The organism is Pseudomonas sp. FSL R10-2964, assembly GCF_009600035.1.
Taxonomy (GTDB): domain Bacteria; phylum Pseudomonadota; class Gammaproteobacteria; order Pseudomonadales; family Pseudomonadaceae; genus Aquipseudomonas; species Aquipseudomonas bubulae.
Genome location: NZ_WIWH01000038.1, coordinates 20,681 through 45,538 on the forward strand (window position 1 = coordinate 20,681; position 24,858 = coordinate 45,538).

Genomic DNA, 24,858 nt, shown 5'->3' on the forward strand with positions numbered 1-24,858 from the left:
ATGATTTACGAAGGTAAAGCCATCACGGTTACGGCTCTTGAAAGTGGCATCGTCGAACTCAAGTTCGACCTCAAGGGTGAGTCCGTCAACAAGTTCAACCGTCTAACCCTGAACGAATTGCGTCAGGCAGTAGATGCGATCAAGGCAGATGCTTCGGTCAAGGGTGTCATCGTTTCCAGCGGTAAAGACGTGTTTATCGTCGGCGCCGACATCACCGAATTCGTTGAAAACTTCAAATTGCCGGATGCCGAGCTGATTGCCGGCAACCTGGAAGCCAACAGAATCTTCAGCGATTTCGAAGACCTCAACGTACCTACCGTCGCTGCCATCAATGGCATCGCGTTGGGCGGCGGTCTGGAAATGTGCCTGGCAGCCGACTTCCGGGTCATGGCTGACAGCGCCAAGATCGGCCTGCCGGAAGTCAAGCTGGGTATCTACCCGGGCTTTGGCGGCACCGTGCGTCTGCCACGCCTGATCGGCGTTGATAACGCGGTTGAATGGATTGCCTCCGGCAAGGAAAACCGCGCAGAAGACGCTCTGAAAGTAGGTGCCGTTGATGCTGTGGTCACCGCTGACAAGCTGGGCGCAGCTGCCCTGGACCTGATCAAGCGCGCCATCAGTGGTGAGCTGGACTACAAGGCCAAGCGTCAGCCGAAGCTGGAAAAGCTCAAGCTCAACGCAATCGAACAAATGATGGCGTTCGAAACCGCCAAAGGTTTCGTGGCTGGCCAGGCCGGCCCGAACTACCCGGCCCCGGTTGAAGCGATCAAGACCATCCAGAAAGCCGCGAACTTCGGTCGTGACAAGGCGCTGGAAGTGGAAGCTGCAGGTTTTGCCAAACTGGCCAAGACCTCCGCTTCAAACTGTCTGATCGGCCTGTTCCTGAACGATCAGGAACTGAAGAAAAAAGCCAAGATCTACGACAAAATCGCCAAAGACGTGAAGCAGGCCGCCGTTCTGGGTGCAGGCATCATGGGTGGCGGTATTGCCTATCAGTCGGCCTCCAAAGGCACGCCGATCCTGATGAAGGACATCAACGAACACGGCATCGAGCAAGGGCTGGCTGAAGCCGCCAAGTTGCTGGTGGGTCGCGTTGATAAAGGTCGCATGACTCCGGCGAAAATGGCCGAAGTACTGAACGGTATTCGTCCTACTCTGTCCTACGGCGATTTCGGCAACGTCGACCTGGTGGTCGAAGCGGTAGTCGAGAACCCGAAGGTCAAGCAAGCGGTACTGGCGGAAGTGGAAAACCATGTTCGCGAAGACGCCATCCTGGCTTCCAACACTTCGACCATTTCCATCAGCCTGCTGGCCAAGGCCCTCAAGCGTCCGGAAAATTTCGTCGGCATGCACTTCTTCAACCCGGTGCACATGATGCCGCTGGTTGAAGTGATTCGTGGCGAGAAGTCCAGCGACCTGGCTGTTGCCACCACCGTTGCCTACGCCAAGAAAATGGGCAAGAACCCGATCGTGGTCAACGACTGCCCGGGCTTTTTGGTCAACCGCGTATTGTTCCCGTACTTCGGCGGTTTTGCCCGTCTGGTCAGTGCCGGTGTCGACTTTGTGCGCATCGACAAAGTAATGGAAAAATTCGGCTGGCCAATGGGCCCGGCGTACCTGATGGACGTGGTCGGCATCGACACCGGCCACCACGGTCGCGACGTGATGGCTGAAGGCTTCCCGGATCGCATGAAAGACGACCGCCGCTCGGCGATCGACGCTCTGTACGAGGCCAAGCGCCTGGGTCAGAAAAACGGCAAGGGCTTCTATGCCTACGAGGCTGACAAAAAGGGCAAGCAGAAGAAAGTCGTTGATTCCAGCGTACTTGAAGTGCTCAAGCCAATTGTTTACGAGCAGCGCGACGTGACCGACGAGGACATCATCAACTGGATGATGATTCCGTTGTGTCTGGAAACCGTACGCTGCCTGGAAGACGGCATCGTTGAAACCGCAGCCGAGGCCGATATGGGTCTGGTCTACGGTATTGGCTTCCCGCTGTTCCGTGGCGGCGCACTGCGCTACATCGATTCGATCGGTGTTGCAGAGTTCGTGGCCCTGGCCGATCAGTACGCTGAACTGGGCGCGCTGTACCACCCGACTGCGAAGCTGCGTGAGATGGCCAAGAACGGCCAGAGCTTCTTCGGTTAAGCGCCCCATTAGAGTGAGAGTGAAATTATGAGCTTGAATCCTAGAGACGTGGTGATTGTAGACTTCGGTCGCACCCCGATGGGCCGCTCCAAGGGTGGCATGCACCGCAACACCCGTGCTGAAGACATGTCTGCGCACTTGATCAGCAAAGTGCTGGAGCGCAACAACAAGGTTGACCCGAGCGAAGTGGAAGACGTGATCTGGGGCTGTGTGAACCAGACCCTGGAGCAGGGCTGGAACATCGCGCGCATGGCGTCGCTGATGACCCAGATCCCGCACACCAGCGCTGCACAGACCGTAAGCCGCCTGTGCGGCTCGTCCATGAGTGCCCTGCACACGGCTGCGCAAGCGATCATGACCGGCAACGGTGACGTTTTCGTGGTTGGCGGCGTCGAGCATATGGGCCGCGTGAGCATGATGCACGGCGTTGACCCTAACCCGCACATGTCGCTGTACGCGGCGAAAGCCTCGGGCATGATGGGTTTGACCGCTGAAATGCTGGGCAAGATGCACGGCATCACCCGCGAACAGCAGGACGCATTTGCAGTGCGCTCGCACCAGTTGGCGCACAAGGCGACGATTGAAGGCAAGTTCAAAGACGAAATCATCCCGATGCAGGGATATGACGAAAACGGCTTCCTGAAGATTTTCGACTACGATGAAACTATTCGTCCAGATACCACCCTGGAAAGCCTGGCGGCGTTGAAACCTGCTTTCAACCCTAAAGGCGGTACAGTGACTGCGGGCACGTCGTCGCAGATCACCGATGGTGCTTCGTGCATGATCGTGATGTCGGCTCAGCGTGCAAAAGACCTGGGCCTGGAGCCTTTGGCCGTTATCCGCTCCATGGCCGTTGCCGGTGTGGATCCTGCGATCATGGGCTATGGTCCAGTACCGGCTACGCAAAAAGCGTTGAAGCGTGCGGGCTTGAATATGGCTGATATCGACTTCATCGAGCTTAACGAAGCTTTCGCTGCACAGGCCCTGCCAGTGCTGAAAGATTTGAAAGTGCTCGACAAGATGAATGAGAAGGTTAACCTGCACGGCGGTGCCATCGCTCTGGGTCACCCGTTTGGATGTTCGGGCGCTCGTATCTCTGGCACTTTGCTCAATGTAATGAAGCAAAATGGCGGCACCTTCGGGTTGTCCACCATGTGCATTGGTCTTGGCCAGGGCATTTCCACCGTCTTCGAACGCGTCTAAGCGTTGCGATGATGGAAGCCGGGGCCTTGTGCCCCGGTTTTTGTTTTTAAGCGTTTTTATTTTTTTATTTTGCAGAGGGGCCGCAACATGCCGCTACAACCCGGGCTCTATCAACATTACAAAGGCCCTCAATATCGGGTATTCAGTGTGGCTCGCCACTCCGAAACCGAAGAGGATGTAGTGTTCTACCAAGCCCTGTATGGCGATTACGGCTTTTGGGTGCGCCCGCTGAGCATGTTCCTGGAGTCAGTCATTGTCGAGGGCGAACAGGTCCCGCGCTTTGCCCTGATTCAGGCCGAACCCAGCGTTTTTTCCCGGCCATAAGGCATGGTCGCGCAGAACCCTGTGCTTGACCTCACCTTGTAGCCACTATATATAGCGGTGCCGCGTCAGGCGCGAACCGCCTTTCACTTCTAGAATTCAGGAATTTTCTGATCCATGGGCAAATCGCTGGTCATTGTGGAATCCCCGGCTAAGGCCAAGACCATCAACAAGTACTTGGGTAACGAGTACGTGGTGAAGTCGAGTATCGGCCATATCCGAGACCTGCCCACCAGCGGTTCGGCTAGCGCCAGCAAAGAACCTGCTGCCAAGCGTGGTAAGGCTGCGGCCGGCGAGGCGCCGGCCCTGTCGCCAAAAGAGAAAGCTCAAAAGCAGCTGATCTCGCGCATGGGCGTCGATCCGGAACATGGCTGGAAAGCCAAGTACGAGATCCTCCCGGGCAAGGAAAAGGTCATCGAAGAGCTGCGCCGGCTCGCCAAGGATGCTGACACCATCTATCTCGCAACCGACTTGGATCGCGAGGGGGAAGCCATTGCCTGGCACCTGCGCGAAGCCATCGGGGGTGATGACAGCCGCTACAAGCGCGTGGTGTTCAACGAAATCACCAAAAAGGCGATTCAGGAAGCTTTTTCCAAGCCGGGTGAACTGGATATCAACCGGGTTAACGCTCAGCAGGCACGCCGTTTTCTCGACCGTGTAGTGGGTTACATGGTTTCGCCGCTGCTGTGGGCCAAGGTTGCCCGTGGCCTGTCGGCAGGCCGTGTGCAATCGGTGGCGGTGAAGCTGGTGGTGGAGCGTGAGCGCGAAATTCGTGCGTTCAACCCCGAAGAATACTGGGAAATTCACGCTGACCTTGGCACCGCCAAGGGTGCCAAGGTGCGCTTCGACGTTGCCCGCGAAAAAGGCGAGGCGTTCAAGCCGCTGAACGAAACCCAGGCCATGGCTGCCCTGGAGAAGCTCAAAGCTTCCAGCTACAGCATCGTCAAGCGTGAAGACAAACCGACCAGCAGCAAGCCGTCGGCGCCGTTTATCACGTCCACCCTGCAGCAGGCAGCGAGCAATCGCCTGGGCTATGGGGTGAAGAAAACCATGATGATGGCGCAGCGCTTGTATGAAGCGGGCTACATCACGTACATGCGTACCGACTCCACCAACCTGTCGGCCGATGCGGTCGAAATGGCACGCACCTACATTGAAGGCGAGTTCGGCGCGGACTACCTGCCGCCGGCAGCCAACGTGTACAGCAGCAAGGAAGGCGCACAGGAGGCTCACGAAGCGATTCGTCCTTCCGACGTCAACATGCACCCGAGCAAGCTGACGGGCATGGAGCGCGACGCTGAGCGCCTTTACGAGCTGATCTGGCGCCAATTCGTGGCATGCCAGATGCTGCCGGCCAAATACCTGTCGACCACCGTCACTGTGGCGGCCGGTGATTTTGAGCTGCGTGCCAAAGGTCGCATCCTCAAATTCGACGGTTACACCCGTGTGATGCCGCAAATTGCCAAGCCGGGCGACGACGATGTGCTGCCGGACATGGCCCAGGGCGATAAGCTCAAGTTGATCGAGCTTGATCCGAGCCAGCACTTCACCAAGCCACCTGCGCGTTACTCCGAGGCCAGCCTGGTAAAAGAGATGGAAAAGCGTGGCATCGGTCGTCCTTCGACCTATGCAGCGATCATCTCGACCATTCAGGATCGGGGGTACGTGGCGTTGCACAACCGCCGTTTCTACTCCGAAAAAATGGGCGATATCGTTACCGAGCGCCTGTCTGAAAGCTTCTCCGACCTGATGGACTACGGTTTTACCGCCGGCATGGAAGAGAACCTCGATGACGTTGCGCAAGGTGAGCGCGACTGGAAAAACGTCCTGGACGAGTTCTACGGCGACTTCAAGAAGAAGCTTGAAGTTGCTGCTGCGCCGGAAGGTGGTATGCGCGCCAACCAGCCAGTCATGACAGATATTCCGTGCAAGGAATGTGGTCGTCCGATGCAGATTCGTACGGCATCGACCGGCGTATTCCTGGGTTGCTCGGGCTACAGTCTGCCGCCGAAAGAACGCTGCAAGGCCACGGTCAACCTGGTGCCGGGCGATGAAATTGCCGCCGACGACGAAGGTGAATCCGAGTCGCTGGTACTGCTGGGCAAGCACCGTTGCCCGATTTGCAGCACGGCCATGGACGCTTACCTGCTGGACGAGAAGCACAAACTGCATATCTGCGGTAACAACCCGGATTGCGTTGGCTACGAGATCGAGGAAGGCAACTACCGGATCAAGGGCTACGAAGGGCCGAGCCTTGAATGCGACAAGTGCGGCAGCGAGATGCAGCTCAAAACCGGTCGTTTCGGCAAGTTCTTCGGCTGTACCAATGCCGAATGCAAAAACACCCGCAAACTGCTGAAAAGCGGTGAAGCGGCGCCGCCGAAAATGGATCCGGTGAAGATGCCGGAGCTCAAGTGCGAGAAGGTCAACGACACGTATATCCTGCGTGACGGCGCTTCGGGGTTGTTCCTGGCGGCCAGCCAGTTCCCCAAGAACCGCGAGACCCGAGCGCCGCTGGTGATTGAAATCATTCCGCACAAGGACGAGATCGATCCCAAGTACCATTTCCTGTGTGAAGCACCGAAGAAAGACCCGGATGGTCGCCCGGCGGTGATTCGCTACAGTCGCAAAACCAAAGAGCAGTACGTACAGACCGAAGTGGATGGCAAGCCGACTGGCTGGCGTGCGTTCTACGATGGCAAGAGCTGGAAGGTTGAAGACAAGCGTAAAGACAAAGACGCCTGATCCGAGCTGATAGCTGAATAAAAAACCGCGCAAGGGCTGCATGCCTTGCGCGGTTTTTTTTTGCCGGTTCCGGGCGTGGTTGTCGCCGCTGGAGCACTTTTTGTGGGAGCGGGCTTGCTCGCGATGGCATCGACACGGTATGACTGGAACACCTCAGCGCCTGCATCGCGAGCAAGCCCGCTCCCACACGTGACGTTAGGGAGCGTGGGCCTTGCGCCAGCACGCCCTGATCCCTGAGACTGCACGACCTGCCTTTACCCATCCGCTGTGGAGCGCCCGCATGGCTCACGAACTCTATACCCGCACCAATCAGAAGATCTATTTCGCCGGTCTGGCCCTGGAGGCCATGAACAAGGCGAGCGAAGGTCGGGCCATGAATGCCCAGGCGCTGGTTCAGGCCGAGCGCGAGGCGGCGGTATTCCATTTATATGGTGCCTTGCTAGGCCTGTGTCATGAAATTGCAGGCTTTTATCGCCTGTCACAAGCCAGCGCACCACGGGTTGAGTTGTTGCTCACCCGGCAGGTGCTGGACGAGAAAGCCATCCCTGAACTGGCAGAGCTGGTCGAGCTGGCTTGCGCGCCGCAAACCTGGCTGGCGCAGCTGATGGCCACCCATGCAGCGCTGTATCAGCCGCTGCAGGCGCCGAAAAAGGTCAAGGCAGATGTATTCCAGCCTTTGATCGATACGGTCAGCCTGGAGGACGAGGCGCCACATGAGCTAAGCCGCGAAACCATGGAAGAGTGGCGCCAGAATCTCAAGGCGCTGGCCATTCGGTTCCGTGATGGACTCAATGAGTGCTGAGGGTCATAAGCGAAACGGTACAGTCATTCATCAGTCTGTAGTACAAAGCGCACAGATCCTGGGAATTTCCCATAGGATGGCTGATATACTCCCACGCTTTCGTGGAGAACAAATTTATATGCCAACGTCCTTTCTAGAAATTGTCGAGTTGCCAGACGGCCGCATCGAGTTGCGCCGTGCTGAGGACGAAGGGTCTTTGGTCACGCTGAATTTTTCTGAAGATGCCAAGGCTTTTCTTCAGGGTCAGCACGTAGAGGTGGCCAAGGCCATGCTCAGCGTCGGCGTGCAAATGGCGGGTCGGCTGGCAGAAGGCGAGCTGGAAAAAGACGACGGGCCGCGCATTCTTCATTAATCGCCCCGCAACCCTGTGCCGCAGCCAGGCAAGTGCATTCTGCACTGGCCCTGTGGCAGCGTTGGTTGTTTAGCCCAGGCGAATATTCAGGCTTTGCCCGTGACCGGTGCGGGCTGCGCTGATCAACTGTTGGCGTGCAGCGCTGTTCAGCGGGTTGATCCAGCTGACAACGGTGTGGCTGCGGCCCAGGCGTAGCGCTTCGCAGGTGAGCTGCAACGCGCTTTTATTGCCGTTGGGCTGCAGCAGCAAAATTCGCTCGCGGTTCAGCCCTGCATCGCGCAGCCAGCTTTGGGTCAGGCTGGCCGGTGGTGCGATAAGGGTCAACCAGCGGGCGTTTTGCTGCTCGCTCAGTTCGCGCAGCATGGGGGTAAGCAGGTTCAGGCAGTTTCCGGCAGCACCGCGTAGCGACAGCTCACTGAAGACTTCAGGTTCGGCGCTCCAGGGTGATTCGAGCACGTCCTTGATCGCAGGGGCCATGGGCTGTGCCATGAACGCCTCGAACAGGGTCAGTTGTGCGGGCAGCGGTGTGTGGGGGAACTGCATGACGCCTCCTATTAGCGGCGAATAACGCCGACGCTCAGGCCTTCAATAACCAGTTCCTGCTCCTTGAGATTGACTTCAATAGGGGCAAAATCCGGATTTTCAGCGATAAGCCAGACTTTGCTGCCTTCACGCTTGAAGCGTTTTACGGTCACTTCGTCGTCGATGCGGGCTACCACGATCTGGCCGTTGCGCGCTTCGCGGCAGGTATGCACAGCCAGCAGGTCGCCATCGAAGATGCCGACGTCCTTCATGCTCATGCCCTGTACGCGCAGCAAGTAATCAGCTCGCGGATGGAAGAAGGTCGGGTTGATGTTGCAGGACTCTTCAACGTGTTCCTGCGCCAGGATCGGCGCACCGGCAGCAACCCGGCCGATAATGGGCAGGGTGGATTCGTCAGCCTTGGCTTCGAAGCCGGGAATGCGAATGCCTCGTGAAGCGCCAGGGGTCATCTCGATGGCACCCTTGCGGGCCAGGGCCTTGAGGTGCTCTTCGGCAGCGTTGGGTGACTTGAAGCCCAGTTCCTGTGCGATCTCGGCACGGGTGGGCGGGTATCCGTTGTCATCCAGGCATCGCTTGATGAAAGCCAGGATCTCAGCTTGGCGTGGCGTCAGTTTTAACATGATGATCGCTCTGTCTTTTTATACAGTGACTGGGATTATATACAGTGAAGGCGTATTGGCAATCATCCATTTCCGGCAGTCCGCTGGACGGTCGTCGATAAGCGCTGTGGTCCGTACCTTATCAGTTGGGGCCGGGCTGGCCGAGGCTGTGGTTAAATGCGAAACCGACCGGTCGCAAAACGAATAGGTCATCTTGACTTTTGACTGGCTGAAACGTATGTTTCAAACAAGTGTTTAAATGTTTGTCAGGCGGAGTAGTCATGGCCCAGTCGGAAACCGTTGAACGTATCCTTGATGCTGCCGAGCAGCTGTTCGCGGAAAAAGGGTTTGCTGAAACTTCATTGCGGCTGATTACCAGCAAGGCCGGGGTCAATCTGGCGGCGGTCAATTACCATTTTGGTTCAAAGAAAGCGCTGATCCAGGCGGTGTTCTCACGCTTCCTGGGGCCTTTCTGCGCCAACCTGGACCGTGAGCTGGAGCGCCGTCAGGGCAAGCCGGAGAATCGCCCGACTCTTGAGGAGTTGCTGGAGATGCTGGTCGAGCAGGCGCTGGTGATTCAGCCACGCAGTGGCAACGACCTGTCGATCTTCATGCGTTTGCTGGGTCTGGCCTTCAGCCAGAGCCAGGGCCACTTGCGCCGCTATCTTGAAGACATGTACGGCAAGGTGTTCCGCCGCTATATGCTGCTGGTCAATGAAGCGGCTCCGCAGATCCCGCCCATCGAGCTGTTCTGGCGCGTGCATTTCATGCTCGGCGCGGCGGCCTTCAGCATGTCGGGGATCAAGGCGCTGCGTGCCATTGCCGAGACCGATTTTGGCGTTAACACCTCGATCGAGCAGGTGATGCGCCTGATGGTGCCGTTTCTCGCCGCCGGCATGCGTGCCCAGAGCGGCGTCAGCGATCCGGCCATGGCCAGTGCGCAGATGCGTCCTCGCAGTAAAACTGCACCGGTCAGCGTCAAGGTTTGACCCGCTGCGGGTGGGCGCGGCAGCTTTGATCCGCTAAGCTAGCTGTCATGCCCAGCCCTGTCTTGTTCCCGTCTGCCAATTCGCCGCCGCCTCTCTGGAGTGCGGTGCGCAGGCCCGTGCCTGCGTATCCGGACCGGTTAACAAGCGCTCTCTCTTTCTAAAGGATTTCCCATGAGTTCTGCCTTGCAAGGCTCCTTGATGGTGGACGTCGCCGGTACCTGGCTGACGGCTGAAGACCGGCAATTGCTGCGCCAGCCTGAAGTGGGCGGATTGATCATCTTTGCACGCAATATCGAGCACCCGCGCCAGGTGCGTGAGTTGAGTGCTTCTATTCGGGCCATACGACCGGACCTGCTGCTGGCGGTCGATCAGGAAGGCGGCCGCGTGCAGCGCCTGCGTCAGGGCTTTGTGCGCCTGCCTGCCATGCGCGCCATTGCCGACAACCCCAATGCCGAGTACCTGGCCGAGCAATGTGGCTGGATCATGGCCACTGAAGTGCTGGCGGTGGGGCTGGACTTGAGCTTTGCCCCGGTTCTGGACCTGGACTATCAGCGCAGTGCTGTGGTCGGCAGCCGCTCGTTCGAGGGTGACCCCGAGCGCGCCGCTGTATTGGCCGGGGCATTCATTCGCGGGATGAACGACGCGGGCATGGCTGCCACCGGTAAGCACTTTCCGGGGCACGGGTGGGCTGAAGCTGACTCTCATGTAGCCATCCCTACGGATGAGCGCAGCCTGGAGCAGATCCGTGCCCATGACCTGGTGCCGTTTGCCCGTTTGAGCAAGCAACTGGCGGCGGTCATGCCGGCCCATGTGATCTATCCGCAAGTCGACAGCCAACCCGCAGGTTTTTCCCGGCGCTGGCTGCAGGACATCCTGCGCGGTGAACTGCAATTTGATGGTGTTATTTTCAGTGACGACCTGTCGATGGCTGGTGCTCATGTGGTGGGTGATGCCGCCAGTCGTATCGAGGCCGCCTTGTCGGCCGGTTGCGACATGGGCCTGGTATGCAACGACCGCGCCGCGGCAGAGCTGGCACTCAGTGCTGCGCAGCGCTTGAAAGTTACGCCATCGCCACGGATTGCGCGCATGCGTGGCCAGGCCTGGGCCAGTACCGATTATCGCCAGAGCCCGCGCTGGCTGGTGGCGATGGGCGCACTCAAAGATGCTCAATTAATTGATTAAGGGATCTGCCTCAATGACGGTTTACGCAATTATCGGCGGTACGGGCCTTACCCAGCTGGAAGGGCTGACCATCAGCCGCGCGCTGGCGCTGGACACGCCCTACGGGCCGACCTCGGCAGATATCCAGATCGGTGAGTTTGGCGGCCGCGAAGTGTTGTTCCTGGCCCGTCACGGCCATCCGCACCGGGTGCCTCCGCATCAGGTCAACTACCGCGCCAACCTGTGGGCGCTGAAGCAGGCCGGGGCCGAAGCGATTCTCGCGGTAAATGCCGTGGGCGGGATTCATATGGCGATGGGCACCGGGCATTTTTGTGTGCCTCATCAGTTGATCGACTACACCAGTGGCCGCGAGCATACTTTTTTTGCCGGTGATCTGGAGCAGGTGACCCATATCGACTTCAGCTATCCCTACACCGAATCGTTGCGCGAGCAATTGATTGGCGCATTGGCGGCCGAGGGCTGCTCCTACAGCAGTCATGGTGTTTATGCCGCTACTCAGGGCCCGCGTCTTGAGACAGTGGCAGAAATCGCCCGTCTTGAACGTGACGGTTGCGACATCGTGGGCATGACCGGCATGCCGGAAGCGGCACTGGCCCGCGAGCTGGAACTGGATTACGCGTGCCTGGCGCTGGTGGTCAACCCGGCAGCGGGCAAGTCGACAGCGATTATCACCATGGCCGAAATCGAGCAGGCGCTGCATGAGGGTATGGGCAAGGTAAAAGCGACGTTGGCGCGGGTGCTGGCGGGCTAATCAAGTCCGTAGCAGCCGCCGAACGCAGCCTCGCGGAGCTCGGCAGCTGCTACAGAATCAAGCCGCAAGTTGCGTCAATTTTCAGCGCTTTTCAGTTTTAGGCGGCAACGGCGCAAACAATGCGTCGATGTCGTCATCCTGCAGTTTCCAGTCCCCTGCGACGCGTCCGTCCAGTACGCCTGCCGCCAAATCTGACTTTTCCTGCTGCAAATGCTGGATTTTTTCTTCCACAGTGCCGCGGGCAATCATTTTGTACACAAACACCGGTTTTTCCTGTCCTATACGATAGGCGCGGTCAGTGGCCTGGTTTTCTGCCGCCGGGTTCCACCAAGGGTCGTAGTGAATCACCGTGTCGGCCTCGGTAAGGTTCAGGCCTACACCACCCGCCTTGAGGCTAATCAGAAAAATCTGCAGCTTGCCGCTCTGGAAGTCCTTGACCGGTGTACGTCGGTCCCGGGTTTGCCCGGTGAGGATGGCGTAGGGCACCTTGCGCTTTTTCAGCTCGGCCTCGATCAGCCCCAGCATCGAAGTGAACTGCGAAAACAGCAGGATGCGTCGGCCTTCGGCAAACAGCTCTTCGAGCATCAGCATCAGGCTGTCGAGCTTGCCCGAGGTGCTGCCTTTTTTCGGCGGGGTGTCGCTGACCAAGCGCAGGTCGCAACATACCTGGCGCAGTTTGAGCAGCGCTTCGAGGATAATTATCTGGCTGCGTCCCACGCCCTTGCGGGTGATTTCGTCGCGGACTTTTTTGTCCATCGCCAGGCGCATGGTTTCGTACACGTCGCGCTGGGCTTCGTTGAGGTCCACCCAGTGGATGATTTCGGTCTTGGGCGGCAGTTCGGTAGCGACCTGCTCCTTGGTGCGGCGCAGCAGAAACGGTTTGATTCGCGCATTGAGATGCTGCAGGCGCTCGTTGCTGCCCTGGCGTTCAATGGGCACCCGGTAGTCGCGATTGAAAGTCTTGACGTCGCCCAGCCAGCCGGGCAGCAGGAAGTGGAACAGTGACCACAGCTCACCCAGGTGGTTCTCCAGCGGGGTACCACTCAGGCACAGGCGCTGGCGGGCAACCAGCTCGCAGGCGGCCTGGGTGGCCTTGCTGCCGGGGTTCTTGATGTACTGTGCTTCGTCCAGCACCAGCAGGTGCAGCGGCAGTTTTGCCAGATGCTCGATGTCCTTGGGCAGCAAGGCGTAGGTGGTCAGGATCACGTCGTAGTCGTTGAGGTGCGCGAAATATTTTTTGCGTGTGGCGCCATACAGCGCCAGTACCTTGAGCTGCGGCGTAAAGTGCGCCGCTTCGTCGAGCCAGTTGGGGATCAGGCTGGTGGGCATCACAATCATGGCCGGGCGATCAAGGCGGCCGGCATTTTTTTCGCACAAGATATGCGCCAGGGTCTGCAGGGTTTTGCCCAGGCCCATGTCATCGGCCAGCACGCCGCCCACTTCCAGCTGACGCAATGACTGCATCCAGCTCAGGCCTTCGAGCTGATAGGGGCGCAGGTTGGCATTGAGCCCTTCGGGGGCTTCGACGCTGAAATTCTTGATATCTCGCAGGCGCTGGGCGAAGCCGCGAATCTGCTCGCCACCTTCCCAGCGCAGGGGGAGTGCATCCAGGGCGTTGAGCCGCGGCGCGTCAGCACTTTTGATCCGCAGAGAAGTGGCGTCCGGCTCGCCCAGATAAAACTCGTCCAGAGTGGCCAGTACCGGTTTCAGCCGCCCGTACGGCAGCGCAACCTGCAGCGGACCATGGCCGCTGGCAGGGTTGGCCGGAATATTCACCAGGATCAGTTCGTCGTCCCTGCGCCGGGCGAGTTTTTCCGGGTTGAGGATGTCGCTGTGGGAGCGCATCAGGTTGAGCAGTATCGGCAGCAGGCTCAGGTGCTGGCCGTTGACGATAATCCCCAGCTCCAGGTCAAACCAGTCGCGCTCCGGGGCTTCGTCGACAGTGGCATACCAGTCTTCTACCGGGGTCAGGTCAAAGCCGAAACCTTCATCGATCTGCAACTCCCAGCCCTTTTCGGCCAGGCCTTGCAACTGGTTGAGGGTGAAATTCAGCCAGGCACTGTCATTGACCAGCTCAAACAGCTCGCCGGCGCTTTCCGGTAGTGCCTTGCTCTGGCGCGTGGCAATTTTAAAGCCCAGGCTGCGCAGTTGTTCGCGGTAAAGGTTTTCGACCTCGGGCTTGCGCTTGATGCGCAGGGTTTGCTGTTCCTGGCGCAGCAGGATGTCAGCGTTTTTTTGCCCGCTTACGTACTGGTCCAGGTAGTTGAACGACAGGGCGGCGCGGTGCTGGATATAGCGCTGCATTTTGCCGTTGCGCGGCTCGAAAGCGCTGAATTCGGCACTGGCCAGCCACAGTCGCGGTACTGGCTGGACGTCCTCGACCAGCTGTTCTGGCAGATTGTTGGGGCGACGTGAGTCGAGTACGGCCTGGAGTTTTTCCAGAAGCTCGGCATCCTGAGCAGCGGCGGGGTAGTTCAAGGTTTCTTCAATCTTCAGTAAGACGGCTGCGGTGTGCTTGCAATTAACCCGCACCGGGCAGGTACAGTGGGCGCTGACCAGCAGCAAGGTGCTTTTGGCCGACTCACGCAACTGAATGGTCTGTCGGTAGATGTTTTCGCCAGAGCCCTGACAGCTGGCAGTAATCAGCTTGTCGCCGATCTGGGCGATCCTGACCCGATTTTCCTTGGCGTAGCGGCGGCCACGCTCAAGGCTTTGTTCCTTGAAGCGACTGACCCAGCTTGGTGCCAGCGGCTGGGTCAGTCGGTCGGTGGGGTTCAGGGGCATGGGTTTTTCATTCAGGAAGACTTCGGCGTCAGGCGCTCGAACAGCGCTTCAATGGTATTGAAGCGTTCTTCCGGGCGCTCCATGGGTACCATGAATTTGAACAGGGTCGCGCCTTCGAATTTGTAGCGGTTGGGTTGGCCCTGGATCAATTTGATCAGCACCATCGGGTCAACCGGGGTGTCGGCGGCAAACTCGATGCGCCCGCCCTGCGGGCCGGCGTCGACTTTTTTGATGCCTAGTTGCTCGGCCTGCAATTTGAGCAGGGTGATGCGTACCAGGTTCTTGGTCGGCTCGGGGAGCAGGCCGAAGCGGTCGATCATCTCGACCTGCAAGTCCTTGAGGCCCTCTTCATCGGTTGCCGAGGCAATACGCTTGTAGAGGATCAGTCGCGCATGCACATCCGGCAGATACGACTCGGGAATCAGCGCAGGTACTCGCAGGTTGATTTCCGGGCCGCCGCCCAGCGGCTGGTCGAGGTTGGGTTGCTCGCCCTTGCGGATCGACTTGACCGCACGTTCGAGCATTTCCATGTACAGGGTAAAACCAACCGCCTGAATCTGGCCGCTTTGACCATCCCCCAGTAACTCGCCCGCGCCACGGATTTCAAGGTCGTTGGTGGCCAGGACAAAGCCGGCACCCAGGTCCTGGGTGTTGGCGATGGCTTCCAGGCGTTTTTGCGCGTCCCCGGTAATCTGCTGGCGCGGTGGCGTCAGCAGGTAGGCATAGGCCTGGTGGTGACTGCGTCCGACGCGGCCGCGCAACTGGTGCAACTGTGCCAGGCCGAACTTGTCGGCGCGCTCGATGATGATGGTGTTGGCGCTCGGCACGTCGATCCCGGTCTCGATGATGGTCGAGGCGATCAGGACGTTGAAGCGCTTGTGATAGAAGTCACTCATCACCTGTTCGAGTTCGCGTTCGCGCATTTGCCCGTGACCGATGCCGATCCGTGCTTCAGGCACCAGCTCGGCCAGTTCGGCCGCACATTTCTCGATGGTTTTAACGTCGTTGTGCAGGTAGTAGACCTGCCCGCCGCGCAGCAACTCACGCAGCAACGCCTCTTTGACGGTGCTTTTGTTCTGTTCCATGACGAAGGTGCGCACCGACAGCCGGCGCGCCGGCGGCGTGGCGATGATCGACAGGTCGCGCATGCCTGACACGGCCATGTTCAGCGTACGCGGGATCGGCGTGGCGGTGAGGGTCAGGATGTCGACTTCACTGCGCAAGGCCTTGAGCTGTTCTTTCTGGCGCACGCCGAAGCGGTGTTCTTCGTCGATGATCACCAGGCCCAGGTTTTTGATTTTGACATCGTCCTGCAGCAGCTTGTGGGTGCCGATGACGATATCGATCTTGCCTTCGGCCAGATCGGCGACTGCCTGGTTGATCTCTTTGGCCGACTTGAAGCGGCTCATCACCTCGACCGTTACCGGCCAGTCGGCAAAACGGTCGCGGAAGCTGTTGTAGTGCTGCTGGGCGAGCAGGGTGGTGGGTACCAAAATGGCCACCTGACGGCCGCCATGCACAGCAATAAAGGCCGCGCGCATGGCCACTTCGGTCTTGCCGAAGCCCACGTCGCCACACACCAGACGATCCATGGGCTTGGGCGACAGCATGTCGGCGCGTACGGCTTCGATGGTGGTTTGCTGGTCCGGGGTTTCTTCAAACGGGAAGCCGGCACTGAACGTTGCGTAATCCGCTTTCGGATCGGCAAATGCATAACCTTCGCGGGCTGCACGACGAGCGTAGATGTCGAGCAGCTCGGCAGCCACGTCACGCACTTGTTCGGCGGCCTTGCGCTTGGCCTTTTGCCAGGTTTCCGAGCCCAGGCGGTGCAGCGGCGCCAGTTCATCATCGCTGCCGGTATAGCGGGCGATCAGGTGCAGGTTGGCCACCGGCACATAGAGCTTGGCGCCTTCGGCGTATTCCAGGGTCAGGAACTCGGCCACCTGATTGTCGACTTCAAGTGTGGCCAGGCCCTGATAGCGACCTACGCCGTGGTCGATATGCACAACGGGTGCGCCTTCGCGCAACTCGGTGAGGTTCTTGATCACCGCATCGTTGTTGGCATCGGCGCGTTTTTCCCGGCGCCGGCGCTGCATCACGCGCTGGCCGAACAACGGGCTTTCGGCGATCAGCGCCAGCGCCGGATCCTCCAGCAGCAGGCCTTCATCCAGCGGGGCGATAGTAATCGCCAGGCGGTGCTTGCTGGCGACGAAGTCCGGCCAGCTGTCGACTGTTTTGGGTCGCAGCTTCAAGCGTTCCAGCAGTTCGAGCAGTACTTCGCGGCGACCGGCCGATTCGGCGGTAAACAGCACGCGGCCATCAAACTGCTCAAGGAAACCGGACAAAGCCGCCAATGGCTGGTTGGCCTTGGCTTCGATGGCCAGGTTGGGCAGCGGTTGCGCCGGGAAGCGTTCACGGCTGCTGCCGGTGTCGATGTCATCCTGGCTGGCGACCACCCGCGGCCAGTTTTTCAGGCGGGCGAAGCAGTCTTCAACCGGCAGGAACAGCTCGGCAGGCGGTAACAGTGGCCGCGACGGATCGATACGGCGCTCTTCGTAGCGGTTGCGTACGTCAGACCAGAAATTCTCGGCGGCCTGCTCGATGCCTGGCAGCGAGAACACTTGCGTGTCAGCCGGCAAATAGTCGAACAGGGTCGAGGTTTCATCGAAAAACAGCGGCAGGTAGTACTCGATACCCGCAGGGGTGATGCCGCTGCTCAAGTCCTGAAAGATCGGGCAGCGACGGAAGTCGACATCAAAACGCTCGCGAAAGCGCGCCTTGAACCGGGTCACCGCGTCTTTTTGCAGCGGGAACTCACGTGCCGGCAGCAGGCGCACCGACTCAACCTTGTCGATCGAGCGCTGGGTCTCGGGGTCGAAGGTGCGCAGGGTCTCGATTTCGTCGTCGAACAGGTCGATCCGGTATGGCAGTTTGCTGCCCATCGGGAACAGGTCGATCAACGCGCCGCGCACGGCGAACTCGCCATGCTCATACACCGTATCGACGCAGCGATAGCCACTGGCCTCAAGCCGGGTACGCATTTGTTCCACATCCAGCTTCTGGCCGATGTCCAGCACCAGGCTGCTGCCGAGCAGGAACTTGGTCGGGGCCAGGCGATGTAGGGCGGTGGTCACCGGCACTACCAAAACACCATGACTCAGTTCCGGCAGCCGGTACAGGCTGGCGATACGCTGGGAGATGATGTCCTGGTGCGGCGAGAACAGATCGTAAGGCAGGGTTTCCCAGTCGGGAAAATGCAGTACCGGCAAGTCAGGGGCAAAGAATCTCAGTTCCTGCTCAAGACGCTCGGCGCTTTGGCTGTCAGCGGTCAGGAGCAGGGTGAAGCGCCTGGCGGCGCTGGCGGCCTCGGCAATCGCGAGGCTCAGGGCGGCACCGGGCAGATTGCTCCAGTGCTGTTTACCTGCCGTGGCAGGGAGTTTCGGTAGACGCAGGACGGGCACGGAAGGTTGAGCTCCAAGCGTTGCGACAAAGTTGGCGATTGTAACGGGCCAAGGGGCTGGCTGTCAGTTGCAGCCTTTAACAGCGGCGCAAATCAGCGCATAACACTGACATGGGGGTGCCAAAGGGGCTGTGCAAGGGCAGCAGACTGATGAAATGGCAGTTGTTATAAAATTTTTCGCCTATATTTGTTGATGCTTAATCGTTTCAGTAACGGCGTATGACAGGCGTGCATTGCCCCTGCATGGGCGCAGCGGCATAATGTAGCCCCTTTTTTCAGCCCCTACATGTGGAAGGTTCCCGTGACTCAGAAGCCCGACCAGTGTCTTGGTGAATGGATCGACCGTGAAGCACTCGCAGAAGCGATGATTCCGCTTATCGGTCAGCTTTACCGCAATAACAATGTGGTTAGCTCGATCTATGGCCGCAGCCTGATCAACCGTTCAGTCATTGCGATTCTCAAGGCTCACCGCTTTGCTCGCCATCGTCAGTCCGATGATATCGAATTGTCCGTGCACGAAACTTTCCCGTTGCTCAAGGCAATGAGCGAGCTCAAGCTCGGCGCTGCTTCGGTAGACCTGGGCAAGCTGGCCGTGAAGTTCAAGGCCGAAGGCAATGGCCGCACGGCTGAGCAGTTTGTGCGCGAAGAACTGGCCGATGTTGTGGGTCAGCAAAACGCTTCTGCACGTAAAGGTACTGACGTTGTGCTGTACGGCTTCGGTCGTATCGGCCGTCTGCTGGCGCGCATCCTGATTGAAAAAACCGGTGGTGGCGACGGTCTGCGTCTGCGTGCCATCGTTGTGCGCAAAGGCGCCGACAACGATCTGGTCAAGCGTGCCAGCCTGCTGCGTCGTGACTCGGTGCATGGCCCGTTTGATGGCACCATCGTGGTCGATGAAGCCAACAACACCATCACCGCCAACGGCAACCTGATTCAGGTTATCTACGCGAAAAACCCTACCGAAGTGGACTACACCCAGTACGGTATCCAGAACGCCCTGCTGGTGGACAACACCGGTGTATGGCGTGATGCCGATGGCCTGGGCCAGCACTTGCAGTGCCCTGGTATCGATCGCGTGGTCCTGACCGCTCCGGGCAAGGGCAAGCTGAAGAACATTGTTCACGGCATCAACCACGGCGAAATCACCGCAGACGACAAGATCGTTTCGGCGGCATCCTGCACCACCAACGCCATCGTGCCGGTGCTCAAGGCTGTCAACGACAAGTTCGGCATCGTCAATGGTCACGTTGAAACGGTTCACTCGTACACCAACGACCAGAACCTGATCGATAACTTCCACAAGGGCGACCGCCGTGGTCGTAGCGCCGCGCTGAACATGGTTATCACCGAGACCGGTGCTGCTACCGCTGCTGCCAAGGCATTGCCTGAGCTGGCCGGCAAGCTGACCGGTAACGCGATCCGTGTGCCGACGCCGAACGTGTCGATGGCCATCCTCAACCTGAACCTTGAGAAGCCGGCTACCCGTGAAGAAATGAACGAGTACCTGCGTCACATGGCTCTGCACTCCGATCTGCACAAGCAAATCGACTTCGTCAGCTCCCAGGAAGTGGTGTCCACTGACTTCGTGGGTTCACGTCACGCCGGTGTGGTGGATGCTGAAGCGACGATCTGCAATGACAACCGCGTTGTGCTGTACGTGTGGTACGACAACGAATTCGGTTACAGCTGCCAGGTAGTACGCGTGATGGAAGACATGGCCGGGGTCAACCCGCCAGCGTTCCCGCGCTAAGCAACCGCCGCAACTGAAAACGCCCCGACTTGTCGGGGCGTTTTTGTTTGTGCGGGAAACCTGTGGGAGCGGGCTTGCTCGCGATGGGATCGGCGCGGTTGTTCAGTCAGACCGCGTTGCTGGCATCGCGGGCAAGCCCGCTCCCACAGGGGTCAGGCGTTACCCGCCACCGCCGATTGCGCCGTACGCAACTGATGCTGATTGCCACGGAACAACACCACGGTCGCAATCAGGCCCAGTATCGCCGCCCCGGTCAGCCACAGACCGGGGGCGGCCTTGTTGTCCAGGGCATGAATCAGGTAAGTGCAAGCCGCCGGAGTAAAGCCACCGAAAGTGGCGGTCGCCAGGCTGTAGGCCAGGGAGAAACCGGTGGTGCGCACTTCAACTGGCATGATTTCGGTCAGGGCAACCACCATCGCGCCGTTGTACGAGCCATACAGGAACGACAGCCACAGTTCGACAATCAGCAGATGACTGAAGCTCGGGTTGGCCACCAGCCAGGACAACGCCGGGTAGGCGGTCAGGATCGCCAGGATGGTCGCACCCAGCAGCAGCGGTTTACGCCCGATCTTGTCCGACAGCGAGCCCATGACCGGCAGCCAGAAAAAGTTCGACAGGCCAATGCACACTGTGACCAGCAAGGCATCGAAGTCCGACAGATGCAGCTCGGCCTTGCCGAAGGTCGGGGTATAGGCAGTGATCAGATAGAACGACACGGTAGTCATCACCACCAGGGCCATGCCACCCAGCACCAAGCCAAAGTTCTGACCGACTGAGCGAAGGATTTCACGCAGGGTAGGGTGATATTTGCGGGCTTCGAACTCAGGAGTTTCTTCCATCGAGCGGCGGATCACAAAGATCACCGGCACGATCATGCAACCCAGCAGACACGGAATCCGCCAGCCCCATTCACCCATTTCTTCAGGGCTTAGCCAATGGTTGAGACCAACCCCCAGCAAGCCTGCGAACACCACGGCAGCCTGCTGGCTAGCCGACTGCCAGCTGACGAAGAAACCCTTGCGCCCCGGTGTGGCGATTTCTGCCAGGTACACCGACACCCCGCCCAGTTCCACGCCTGCCGAAAAACCTTGCAGCAAGCGCCCGAGCAACACCAGCAGGGGTGCGGCAACACCCAGGGTGGCGTAGCCCGGCACGCAGGCGATGAGTACGGTACCCATGGCCATCAGGGCCAGGGTAATGATCAGGCCCTTGCGACGGCCGTGGCGGTCAATATAGGCACCGAGAAAAATCGCACCCAGCGGGCGCGCGAGAAAACCGGCACCGAAGGTGGCCAGGGCGAGCATCAGTGAGGCAAAAGCGCTATCGGTTGGGAAGAAGGTTTTGGCAATGGCCGTGGCGTAAAAGCCAAAGACCATAAAGTCGAACATCTCTAGGAAGTTACCGCTGACAACGCGAAAAATCGCCTTGCCTTTGCCCGTACTGGAGGCCATCAGAAATCACCCGCTCTTATCTGTTTTTATGCGTTATCCGTGTTTTTACTCGTCCACACTGCCAGGCAATGACCTGCGCCATTGCGCAAAACAGTTTTGTAACCATATGTGTAACAAAGTGTGTAGGCAACATTTCTTGGCGCTACACGGCCGGGCTAGGGCCTTTGCGCAAGCAGGCTCAGGCGCAGAGGGTCGGGCAGACCTTCGGGTGCGAGCCAGATGCCCAGGTAGATTTTGGCCAGTTGATGATTCTGGCTGGTGAAAATGACCTGACCATTGCGCTCCAGCTTCAGCCCGCGTTGCGGGTTGTAGTCCAGGGCGTAGCGATCGCCGCGTTTGATATCGCCAAAACTGGCCTGAAGTTGTTTTAGCGGGGCGTCGAGGCGAGCCAGGGTGGCTGCCGGTTGCTGGCGCTTGAGGATGGTGGCCGAGGCCCGGGTGATATCGCTGTGCTCCAGATCGCGCAGATAAAACAGCTCAAGGCGCAGCTCGCGCTGTTCGACAAAGGCCTGTTGCGGTTGGATGCCTGGCTGGGTGAAAAGGGCTGCGGCATAGATATCGGCCCAGAGGTAGGTCAGCACGATCTGGCCTTTGCGTTCCATGAGTTGCGTGCCATCGCGCCATTGGGCGGGAAAGTTGGCTTCTTTTAGCCGAGCTGACTCATCGGCCAGGCCGGTGGTGGAGTAAAGCAGCAACAATACGATCAACAACTGGCGCATGGTGGATGGCTCTGATCGATGGGTTGTTAGAGGTTATGCCAGTTTTGCTAAGTGTGCGGCAGCTGCTAGGCAGGCTCTCGCGCGCGATGAGATGTAGTGAACACAAAAATAGCCAACGACCAGACCAAGGGTTAATGTTCGCGGCGTTCAGGCTTCTATAGACTGTGCCCCACGTTTTGATCCTTCATGGCGCTGGCCGCGACATGATTTAGCCGTAGGTGCCCAAAGCGGTGCCACGGCCTGTTCTGAGGAGTACGCATGGCTGTCTACAACTACGACGTAGTGGTACTGGGTTCCGGCCCGGCAGGAGAAGGTGCGGCAATGAACGCCGCAAAAGCAGGGCGCAAGGTGGCAATGGTGGATAGCCGGCGTCAGGTTGGCGGCAACTGCACGCACTTGGGCACGATCCCGTCCAAAGCCTTGCGTCACTCGGTTCGCCAGATCATGCAGTTCAACACCAATCCGATGTTTCGGGCCATTGGTGAGCCGCGCTGGTTCTCGTTCCCGGACGTACTGAAAAGTGCCGAGAAGGTTATTTCCAAGCAAGTGGCTTCGCGCACCGGTTACTACGCACGTAATCGCGTCGACCTGTTCTTCGGCACCGGCAGCTTCACCGACGAGCAAACCATCGAAGTGGTGTGCACCAACGGCGTTGTCGAAACCCTGATGGCCAAGCAAATCATTATCGCCACCGGCTCGCGCCCGTATCGCCCGGCTGATATCGATTTCACTCACTCGCGTATCTACGATAGCGACACCATCCTCAGTCTGGGCCACACCCCGCGTAAGCTGATTGTTTACGGGGCAGGCGTGATCGGCTGCGAATACGCGTCGATCTTCAGTGGTCTGGGGGTGTTGATTGAGCTGGTGGATAACCGCGAGCAACTGTTGAGCTTCCTCGATTCCGAGATCTCGCAAGCGCTGAGCTACCACTTCAGCAACAACAACATCACCGTACGCCACAACGAAGAGTACGAGCGGGTAGAAGGCGTCGAAAACGGCGTGATCCTGCATCTTAAGTCCGGCAAGAAGATCAAGGCCGACGCCTTGCTCTGGTGCAATGGCCGTACCGGCAACACCGATCTGCTGGGTCTGGAAAACATCGGCATCAAGGCCAATGGCCGTGGCCAGATCACGGTTGATGAAAACTACCGCACCACCGTGCCGAACATTTTTGCCGCAGGTGATGTAATCGGCTGGCCAAGCCTGGCCAGTGCCGCCCACGACCAGGGGCGTTCGGCAGCGGGCAGCATCGTTGATAACGGCAGCTGGCGCTTCGTCAATGACGTGCCGACCGGCATCTACACCATTCCGGAGATCAGCTCGATCGGCAAGAACGAGCAGGAGCTGACCCAGGCCAAGGTGCCGTACGAAGTGGGCAAGGCGTTTTTCAAGAGCATGGCGCGTGCACAGATTGCCGGCGAGCCCCAGGGCATGCTGAAAATCCTGTTCCACCGTGAAACCCTGGAAGTGCTGGGCGTTCACTGCTTCGGTTATCAGGCATCAGAGATCGTGCACATCGGCCAGGCGATCATGAATCAGCCGGGCGAGCTCAATACCCTGAAATACTTCGTCAACACCACGTTCAACTACCCGACCATGGCCGAAGCCTATCGGGTAGCCGCCTACGATGGCCTCAACCGGCTTTTTTGAGCGGCTCCGGCCGGTGGCCTGAGCCGGCCGGGGAGACCGATTTCAGCTATTCCCGAGGGTGGCAGTGGCCAAACCGGGAAAGTCTGTAATCAGGCTATCTACGCCGAAGTCGGCGAGCCTGCGCATCAGCGCAGGTTCGTTGACTGTCCATACCGACACATGCAAACCCTGACGCTGGGCCTTCTCCAGGCGTTCAGGCGTGCACAGTGTCCAGTTCAATGCCAGCATCTCGCAGCCATAACTCTGGGCGACCTTGATCGGGTCGGGCCAGGCGTATTCGGCCACCAGGCCGCGGGACAGGTCTGGCGTCAACTCCAGCGCAGCCTTGAGCACCTCACGCGAGCTTGACGTGACCGTGACCTTGTCCATCAGCCCGTGACGTACCGCCATTTCGCGGATTGCCAGCACGGTGGTTGCTGCGCGGGTGCGCGAGGCGCTCTTGACCTCCAGCTGCCAGTGCTCGAAGTTGCACTTTTCAAACAGCTCCTCAAGGCGCGGGATCGGGCACGGCTGCATCCAGCCCGGGCCACCCTTGCGCGCGTCATAGGTCACCAGGTCGGCAGCCGTGTGCTCGATAACCTTGCCGCGCCGGTCCGTGGTGCGCTTGAGGGTCGGGTCGTGGATGACCATCAGCTCACCGTCCTTCGACAGGTGCAGGTCGAGCTCACAGCGCCGTACGCCATGCTTGAGGCATTGCTCAAAGCTGGCAAGGGTGTTTTCCGGTGCTTCGCCTTTGGCGCCGCGATGGCCATAAATCAGGGTCACATTTGCTCCTTGTACAGAGTGATCACGGCCCGGTGCTTACTCGGGCGCGGATGTTTGTTGTTCGCGGGCCAGGCGGCGCGCCTGTGCCTGTTTTTGCAAAATGTAGCGCGCCAGCAACTGGCGCTGCGTATCGGTGAGGGATTCAAATTCGGTGTTGATGCGGTAGTCGCCAGCGTGCGCCTGGCAATCGACCACGCGGGCACGCAGCAACAGGCCCAGGGCCTGGGGCATCAATACCAGCTTGACTGAAAGGTGGCTGCCCGCCGGGCAGGGGTGCGGGTGATGGAACTCGATACCGCCTTCGGACAGCATGACCGGCTGCAGTTCACCGATCTGGCCCAGCACCGTTTGCGCAACGATCTGGCTCAGCAGTTCGACACGTTTGTTCAGGGTTTTCAGATAGCTGGAAAGGGTGCGGTCGCGTTCGCTGATCTGGCGCAGCAAGTGCTGGGACTCGAATTCGCTCAGGTGCAATTCGCTGAGCAAATTGAACAGCGGTGACTCATCCTGCAACACTTCACTGCTCGCGGCTTCGAGGGCCGACAGCGGGGTTATTTCCAGTGCGATCATATCCTCGATACGGTAGTATTCGCGGCGATCTGCTTCATCTAATGTCGACATGGCGAACCCATGATGGCGGC

At 59.0% G+C, this 24,858-nt stretch carries 19 protein-coding genes; 11 read left to right on the plus strand and 8 right to left on the minus strand.

Translation table 11 applies throughout. From position 1 onward, the window contains the following. The 6 genes from fadB to GHN92_RS19225 all read left to right on the plus strand — a co-directional run bounded on the left by fadB (position 1) and on the right by GHN92_RS19225 (position 7,571). Entirely contained in the window at positions 1 to 2,148 is a 2,148-nt protein-coding gene (gene fadB / locus GHN92_RS19200) for a fatty acid oxidation complex subunit alpha FadB (RefSeq protein ID WP_095002215.1), read from the plus strand. A gap of 27 nt (positions 2,149 to 2,175) precedes the next feature. Continuing rightward, positions 2,176 to 3,351 (plus strand): acetyl-CoA C-acyltransferase FadA, encoded by a 1,176-nt coding sequence (gene fadA, locus GHN92_RS19205; protein ID WP_133144897.1) that lies wholly within the window; start codon positions 2,176 to 2,178, stop codon positions 3,349 to 3,351. Positions 3,352 to 3,438: 87 nt separating this feature from the next. After that, complete coding sequence (locus GHN92_RS19210) at positions 3,439 to 3,675, plus strand: DUF1653 domain-containing protein (protein ID WP_095002213.1); 237 nt, start codon at positions 3,439 to 3,441, stop codon at positions 3,673 to 3,675. Between the two features lie 114 nt (positions 3,676 to 3,789). Continuing rightward, positions 3,790 to 6,417 carry a type I DNA topoisomerase gene (gene topA, locus GHN92_RS19215; protein ID WP_095019369.1) on the plus strand — a complete coding sequence of 876 codons (2,628 nt, stop codon included), beginning with the start codon at positions 3,790 to 3,792 and terminating at the stop codon, positions 6,415 to 6,417. Between the two features lie 280 nt (positions 6,418 to 6,697). Further along, on the plus strand, positions 6,698 to 7,219 hold the full coding sequence (locus tag GHN92_RS19220; RefSeq protein ID WP_095023994.1) for a DUF6586 family protein: 522 nt from the start codon (positions 6,698 to 6,700) through the stop codon (positions 7,217 to 7,219). A 118-nt stretch (positions 7,220 to 7,337) separates the two neighbouring features. Continuing rightward, positions 7,338 to 7,571, plus strand: a complete 234-nt coding sequence (locus tag GHN92_RS19225; RefSeq protein ID WP_003446620.1) for a hypothetical protein — start codon at positions 7,338 to 7,340, stop codon at positions 7,569 to 7,571. Between the two features lie 69 nt (positions 7,572 to 7,640). Here GHN92_RS19225 and sulA read toward each other — a convergent pair whose 3' ends face one another. Both sulA and lexA read right to left on the minus strand, forming a co-directional pair. Next, positions 7,641 to 8,114, minus strand: coding sequence for an SOS-induced cell division inhibitor SulA (gene sulA, locus GHN92_RS19230; protein WP_153380829.1), 474 nt, complete (start codon positions 8,112 to 8,114; stop codon positions 7,641 to 7,643). An 11-nt stretch (positions 8,115 to 8,125) separates the two neighbouring features. Further along, on the minus strand, positions 8,126 to 8,734 hold the full coding sequence (gene lexA / locus GHN92_RS19235) for a transcriptional repressor LexA (RefSeq protein ID WP_029611310.1): 609 nt from the start codon (positions 8,732 to 8,734) through the stop codon (positions 8,126 to 8,128). A gap of 260 nt (positions 8,735 to 8,994) precedes the next feature. Between lexA and GHN92_RS19245 the strand changes: the two genes are divergently transcribed. The 3 genes from GHN92_RS19245 (at position 8,995) to GHN92_RS19255 (ending at position 11,635) form a co-directional block, all read left to right on the plus strand. Then, the gene (locus GHN92_RS19245; protein WP_095002208.1) at positions 8,995 to 9,702 is read left to right on the plus strand and encodes a TetR/AcrR family transcriptional regulator; all 708 of its coding nucleotides are present in this window, start codon (positions 8,995 to 8,997) and stop codon (positions 9,700 to 9,702) included. A gap of 183 nt (positions 9,703 to 9,885) precedes the next feature. Continuing rightward, positions 9,886 to 10,884, plus strand: a complete 999-nt coding sequence (gene nagZ, locus GHN92_RS19250; protein WP_169916728.1) for a beta-N-acetylhexosaminidase — start codon at positions 9,886 to 9,888, stop codon at positions 10,882 to 10,884. A 13-nt stretch (positions 10,885 to 10,897) separates the two neighbouring features. Beyond that, on the plus strand, positions 10,898 to 11,635 hold the full coding sequence (locus GHN92_RS19255; RefSeq protein ID WP_095002206.1) for an S-methyl-5'-thioinosine phosphorylase: 738 nt from the start codon (positions 10,898 to 10,900) through the stop codon (positions 11,633 to 11,635). Between the two features lie 81 nt (positions 11,636 to 11,716). On the opposite strand, the gene GHN92_RS19260 is transcribed toward GHN92_RS19255, so the two are convergent. Together GHN92_RS19260 and mfd are read right to left on the minus strand one after the other, a co-directional pair. Beyond that, a complete protein-coding gene (locus tag GHN92_RS19260; protein WP_133144898.1) occupies positions 11,717 to 14,419 on the minus strand; it encodes a DEAD/DEAH box helicase in 2,703 nt (900 codons plus the stop codon). 11 nt (positions 14,420 to 14,430) lie between these two features. Then, complete coding sequence (gene mfd / locus GHN92_RS19265; protein WP_095019366.1) at positions 14,431 to 17,880, minus strand: transcription-repair coupling factor; 3,450 nt, start codon at positions 17,878 to 17,880, stop codon at positions 14,431 to 14,433. 285 nt (positions 17,881 to 18,165) lie between these two features. Here mfd and GHN92_RS19270 point away from each other — a divergent pair, with 285 nt between their 5' ends. Continuing rightward, entirely contained in the window at positions 18,166 to 19,629 is a 1,464-nt protein-coding gene (locus GHN92_RS19270; protein WP_083369829.1) for a glyceraldehyde-3-phosphate dehydrogenase, read from the plus strand. Positions 19,630 to 19,781: 152 nt separating this feature from the next. Here GHN92_RS19270 and GHN92_RS19275 read toward each other — a convergent pair whose 3' ends face one another. Then, entirely contained in the window at positions 19,782 to 21,080 is a 1,299-nt protein-coding gene (locus tag GHN92_RS19275; protein WP_133144899.1) for an MFS transporter, read from the minus strand. Positions 21,081 to 21,235: 155 nt separating this feature from the next. After that, positions 21,236 to 21,799 (minus strand): chalcone isomerase family protein, encoded by a 564-nt coding sequence (locus GHN92_RS19280; protein ID WP_133144900.1) that lies wholly within the window; start codon positions 21,797 to 21,799, stop codon positions 21,236 to 21,238. A gap of 258 nt (positions 21,800 to 22,057) precedes the next feature. Between GHN92_RS19280 and sthA the strand changes: the two genes are divergently transcribed. Next, positions 22,058 to 23,452 (plus strand): Si-specific NAD(P)(+) transhydrogenase, encoded by a 1,395-nt coding sequence (sthA, locus tag GHN92_RS19285; RefSeq protein WP_095002200.1) that lies wholly within the window; start codon positions 22,058 to 22,060, stop codon positions 23,450 to 23,452. A gap of 42 nt (positions 23,453 to 23,494) precedes the next feature. On the opposite strand, the gene GHN92_RS19290 is transcribed toward sthA, so the two are convergent. Continuing rightward, positions 23,495 to 24,217: a glycerophosphodiester phosphodiesterase gene (locus tag GHN92_RS19290; RefSeq protein ID WP_178102647.1), complete on the minus strand. Its 723-nt coding sequence runs from the start codon at positions 24,215 to 24,217 to the stop codon at positions 23,495 to 23,497. A 36-nt stretch (positions 24,218 to 24,253) separates the two neighbouring features. After that, positions 24,254 to 24,838 carry a PilZ domain-containing protein gene (locus tag GHN92_RS19295; protein WP_095002198.1) on the minus strand — a complete coding sequence of 195 codons (585 nt, stop codon included), beginning with the start codon at positions 24,836 to 24,838 and terminating at the stop codon, positions 24,254 to 24,256. Positions 24,839 to 24,858: the final 20 nt, after the last annotated feature.

Excerpts from the sequence above, each read along its gene's own strand:
- fadB (WP_095002215.1), top strand. The coding sequence starts at position 1 with ATGATTTACGAAGGTAAAGCCATCACGGTTACGGCTCTTGAAAGTGGC.
- fadA (WP_133144897.1), top strand. The coding sequence starts at position 2,176 with ATGAGCTTGAATCCTAGAGACGTGGTGATTGTAGACTTCGGTCGCACC.
- GHN92_RS19210 (WP_095002213.1), top strand. The coding sequence starts at position 3,439 with ATGCCGCTACAACCCGGGCTCTATCAACATTACAAAGGCCCTCAATAT.
- topA (WP_095019369.1), top strand. The coding sequence starts at position 3,790 with ATGGGCAAATCGCTGGTCATTGTGGAATCCCCGGCTAAGGCCAAGACC.
- GHN92_RS19220 (WP_095023994.1), top strand. The coding sequence starts at position 6,698 with ATGGCTCACGAACTCTATACCCGCACCAATCAGAAGATCTATTTCGCC.
- GHN92_RS19225 (WP_003446620.1), top strand. The coding sequence starts at position 7,338 with ATGCCAACGTCCTTTCTAGAAATTGTCGAGTTGCCAGACGGCCGCATC.
- sulA (WP_153380829.1), bottom strand. The coding sequence starts at position 8,114 with ATGCAGTTCCCCCACACACCGCTGCCCGCACAACTGACCCTGTTCGAG.
- lexA (WP_029611310.1), bottom strand. The coding sequence starts at position 8,734 with ATGTTAAAACTGACGCCACGCCAAGCTGAGATCCTGGCTTTCATCAAG.
- GHN92_RS19245 (WP_095002208.1), top strand. The coding sequence starts at position 8,995 with ATGGCCCAGTCGGAAACCGTTGAACGTATCCTTGATGCTGCCGAGCAG.
- GHN92_RS19255 (WP_095002206.1), top strand. The coding sequence starts at position 10,898 with ATGACGGTTTACGCAATTATCGGCGGTACGGGCCTTACCCAGCTGGAA.
- GHN92_RS19260 (WP_133144898.1), bottom strand. The coding sequence starts at position 14,419 with ATGCCCCTGAACCCCACCGACCGACTGACCCAGCCGCTGGCACCAAGC.
- GHN92_RS19270 (WP_083369829.1), top strand. The coding sequence starts at position 18,166 with ATGTGGAAGGTTCCCGTGACTCAGAAGCCCGACCAGTGTCTTGGTGAA.
- GHN92_RS19275 (WP_133144899.1), bottom strand. The coding sequence starts at position 21,080 with ATGGCCTCCAGTACGGGCAAAGGCAAGGCGATTTTTCGCGTTGTCAGC.
- GHN92_RS19280 (WP_133144900.1), bottom strand. The coding sequence starts at position 21,799 with ATGCGCCAGTTGTTGATCGTATTGTTGCTGCTTTACTCCACCACCGGC.
- sthA (WP_095002200.1), top strand. The coding sequence starts at position 22,058 with ATGGCTGTCTACAACTACGACGTAGTGGTACTGGGTTCCGGCCCGGCA.
- GHN92_RS19295 (WP_095002198.1), bottom strand. The coding sequence starts at position 24,838 with ATGTCGACATTAGATGAAGCAGATCGCCGCGAATACTACCGTATCGAG.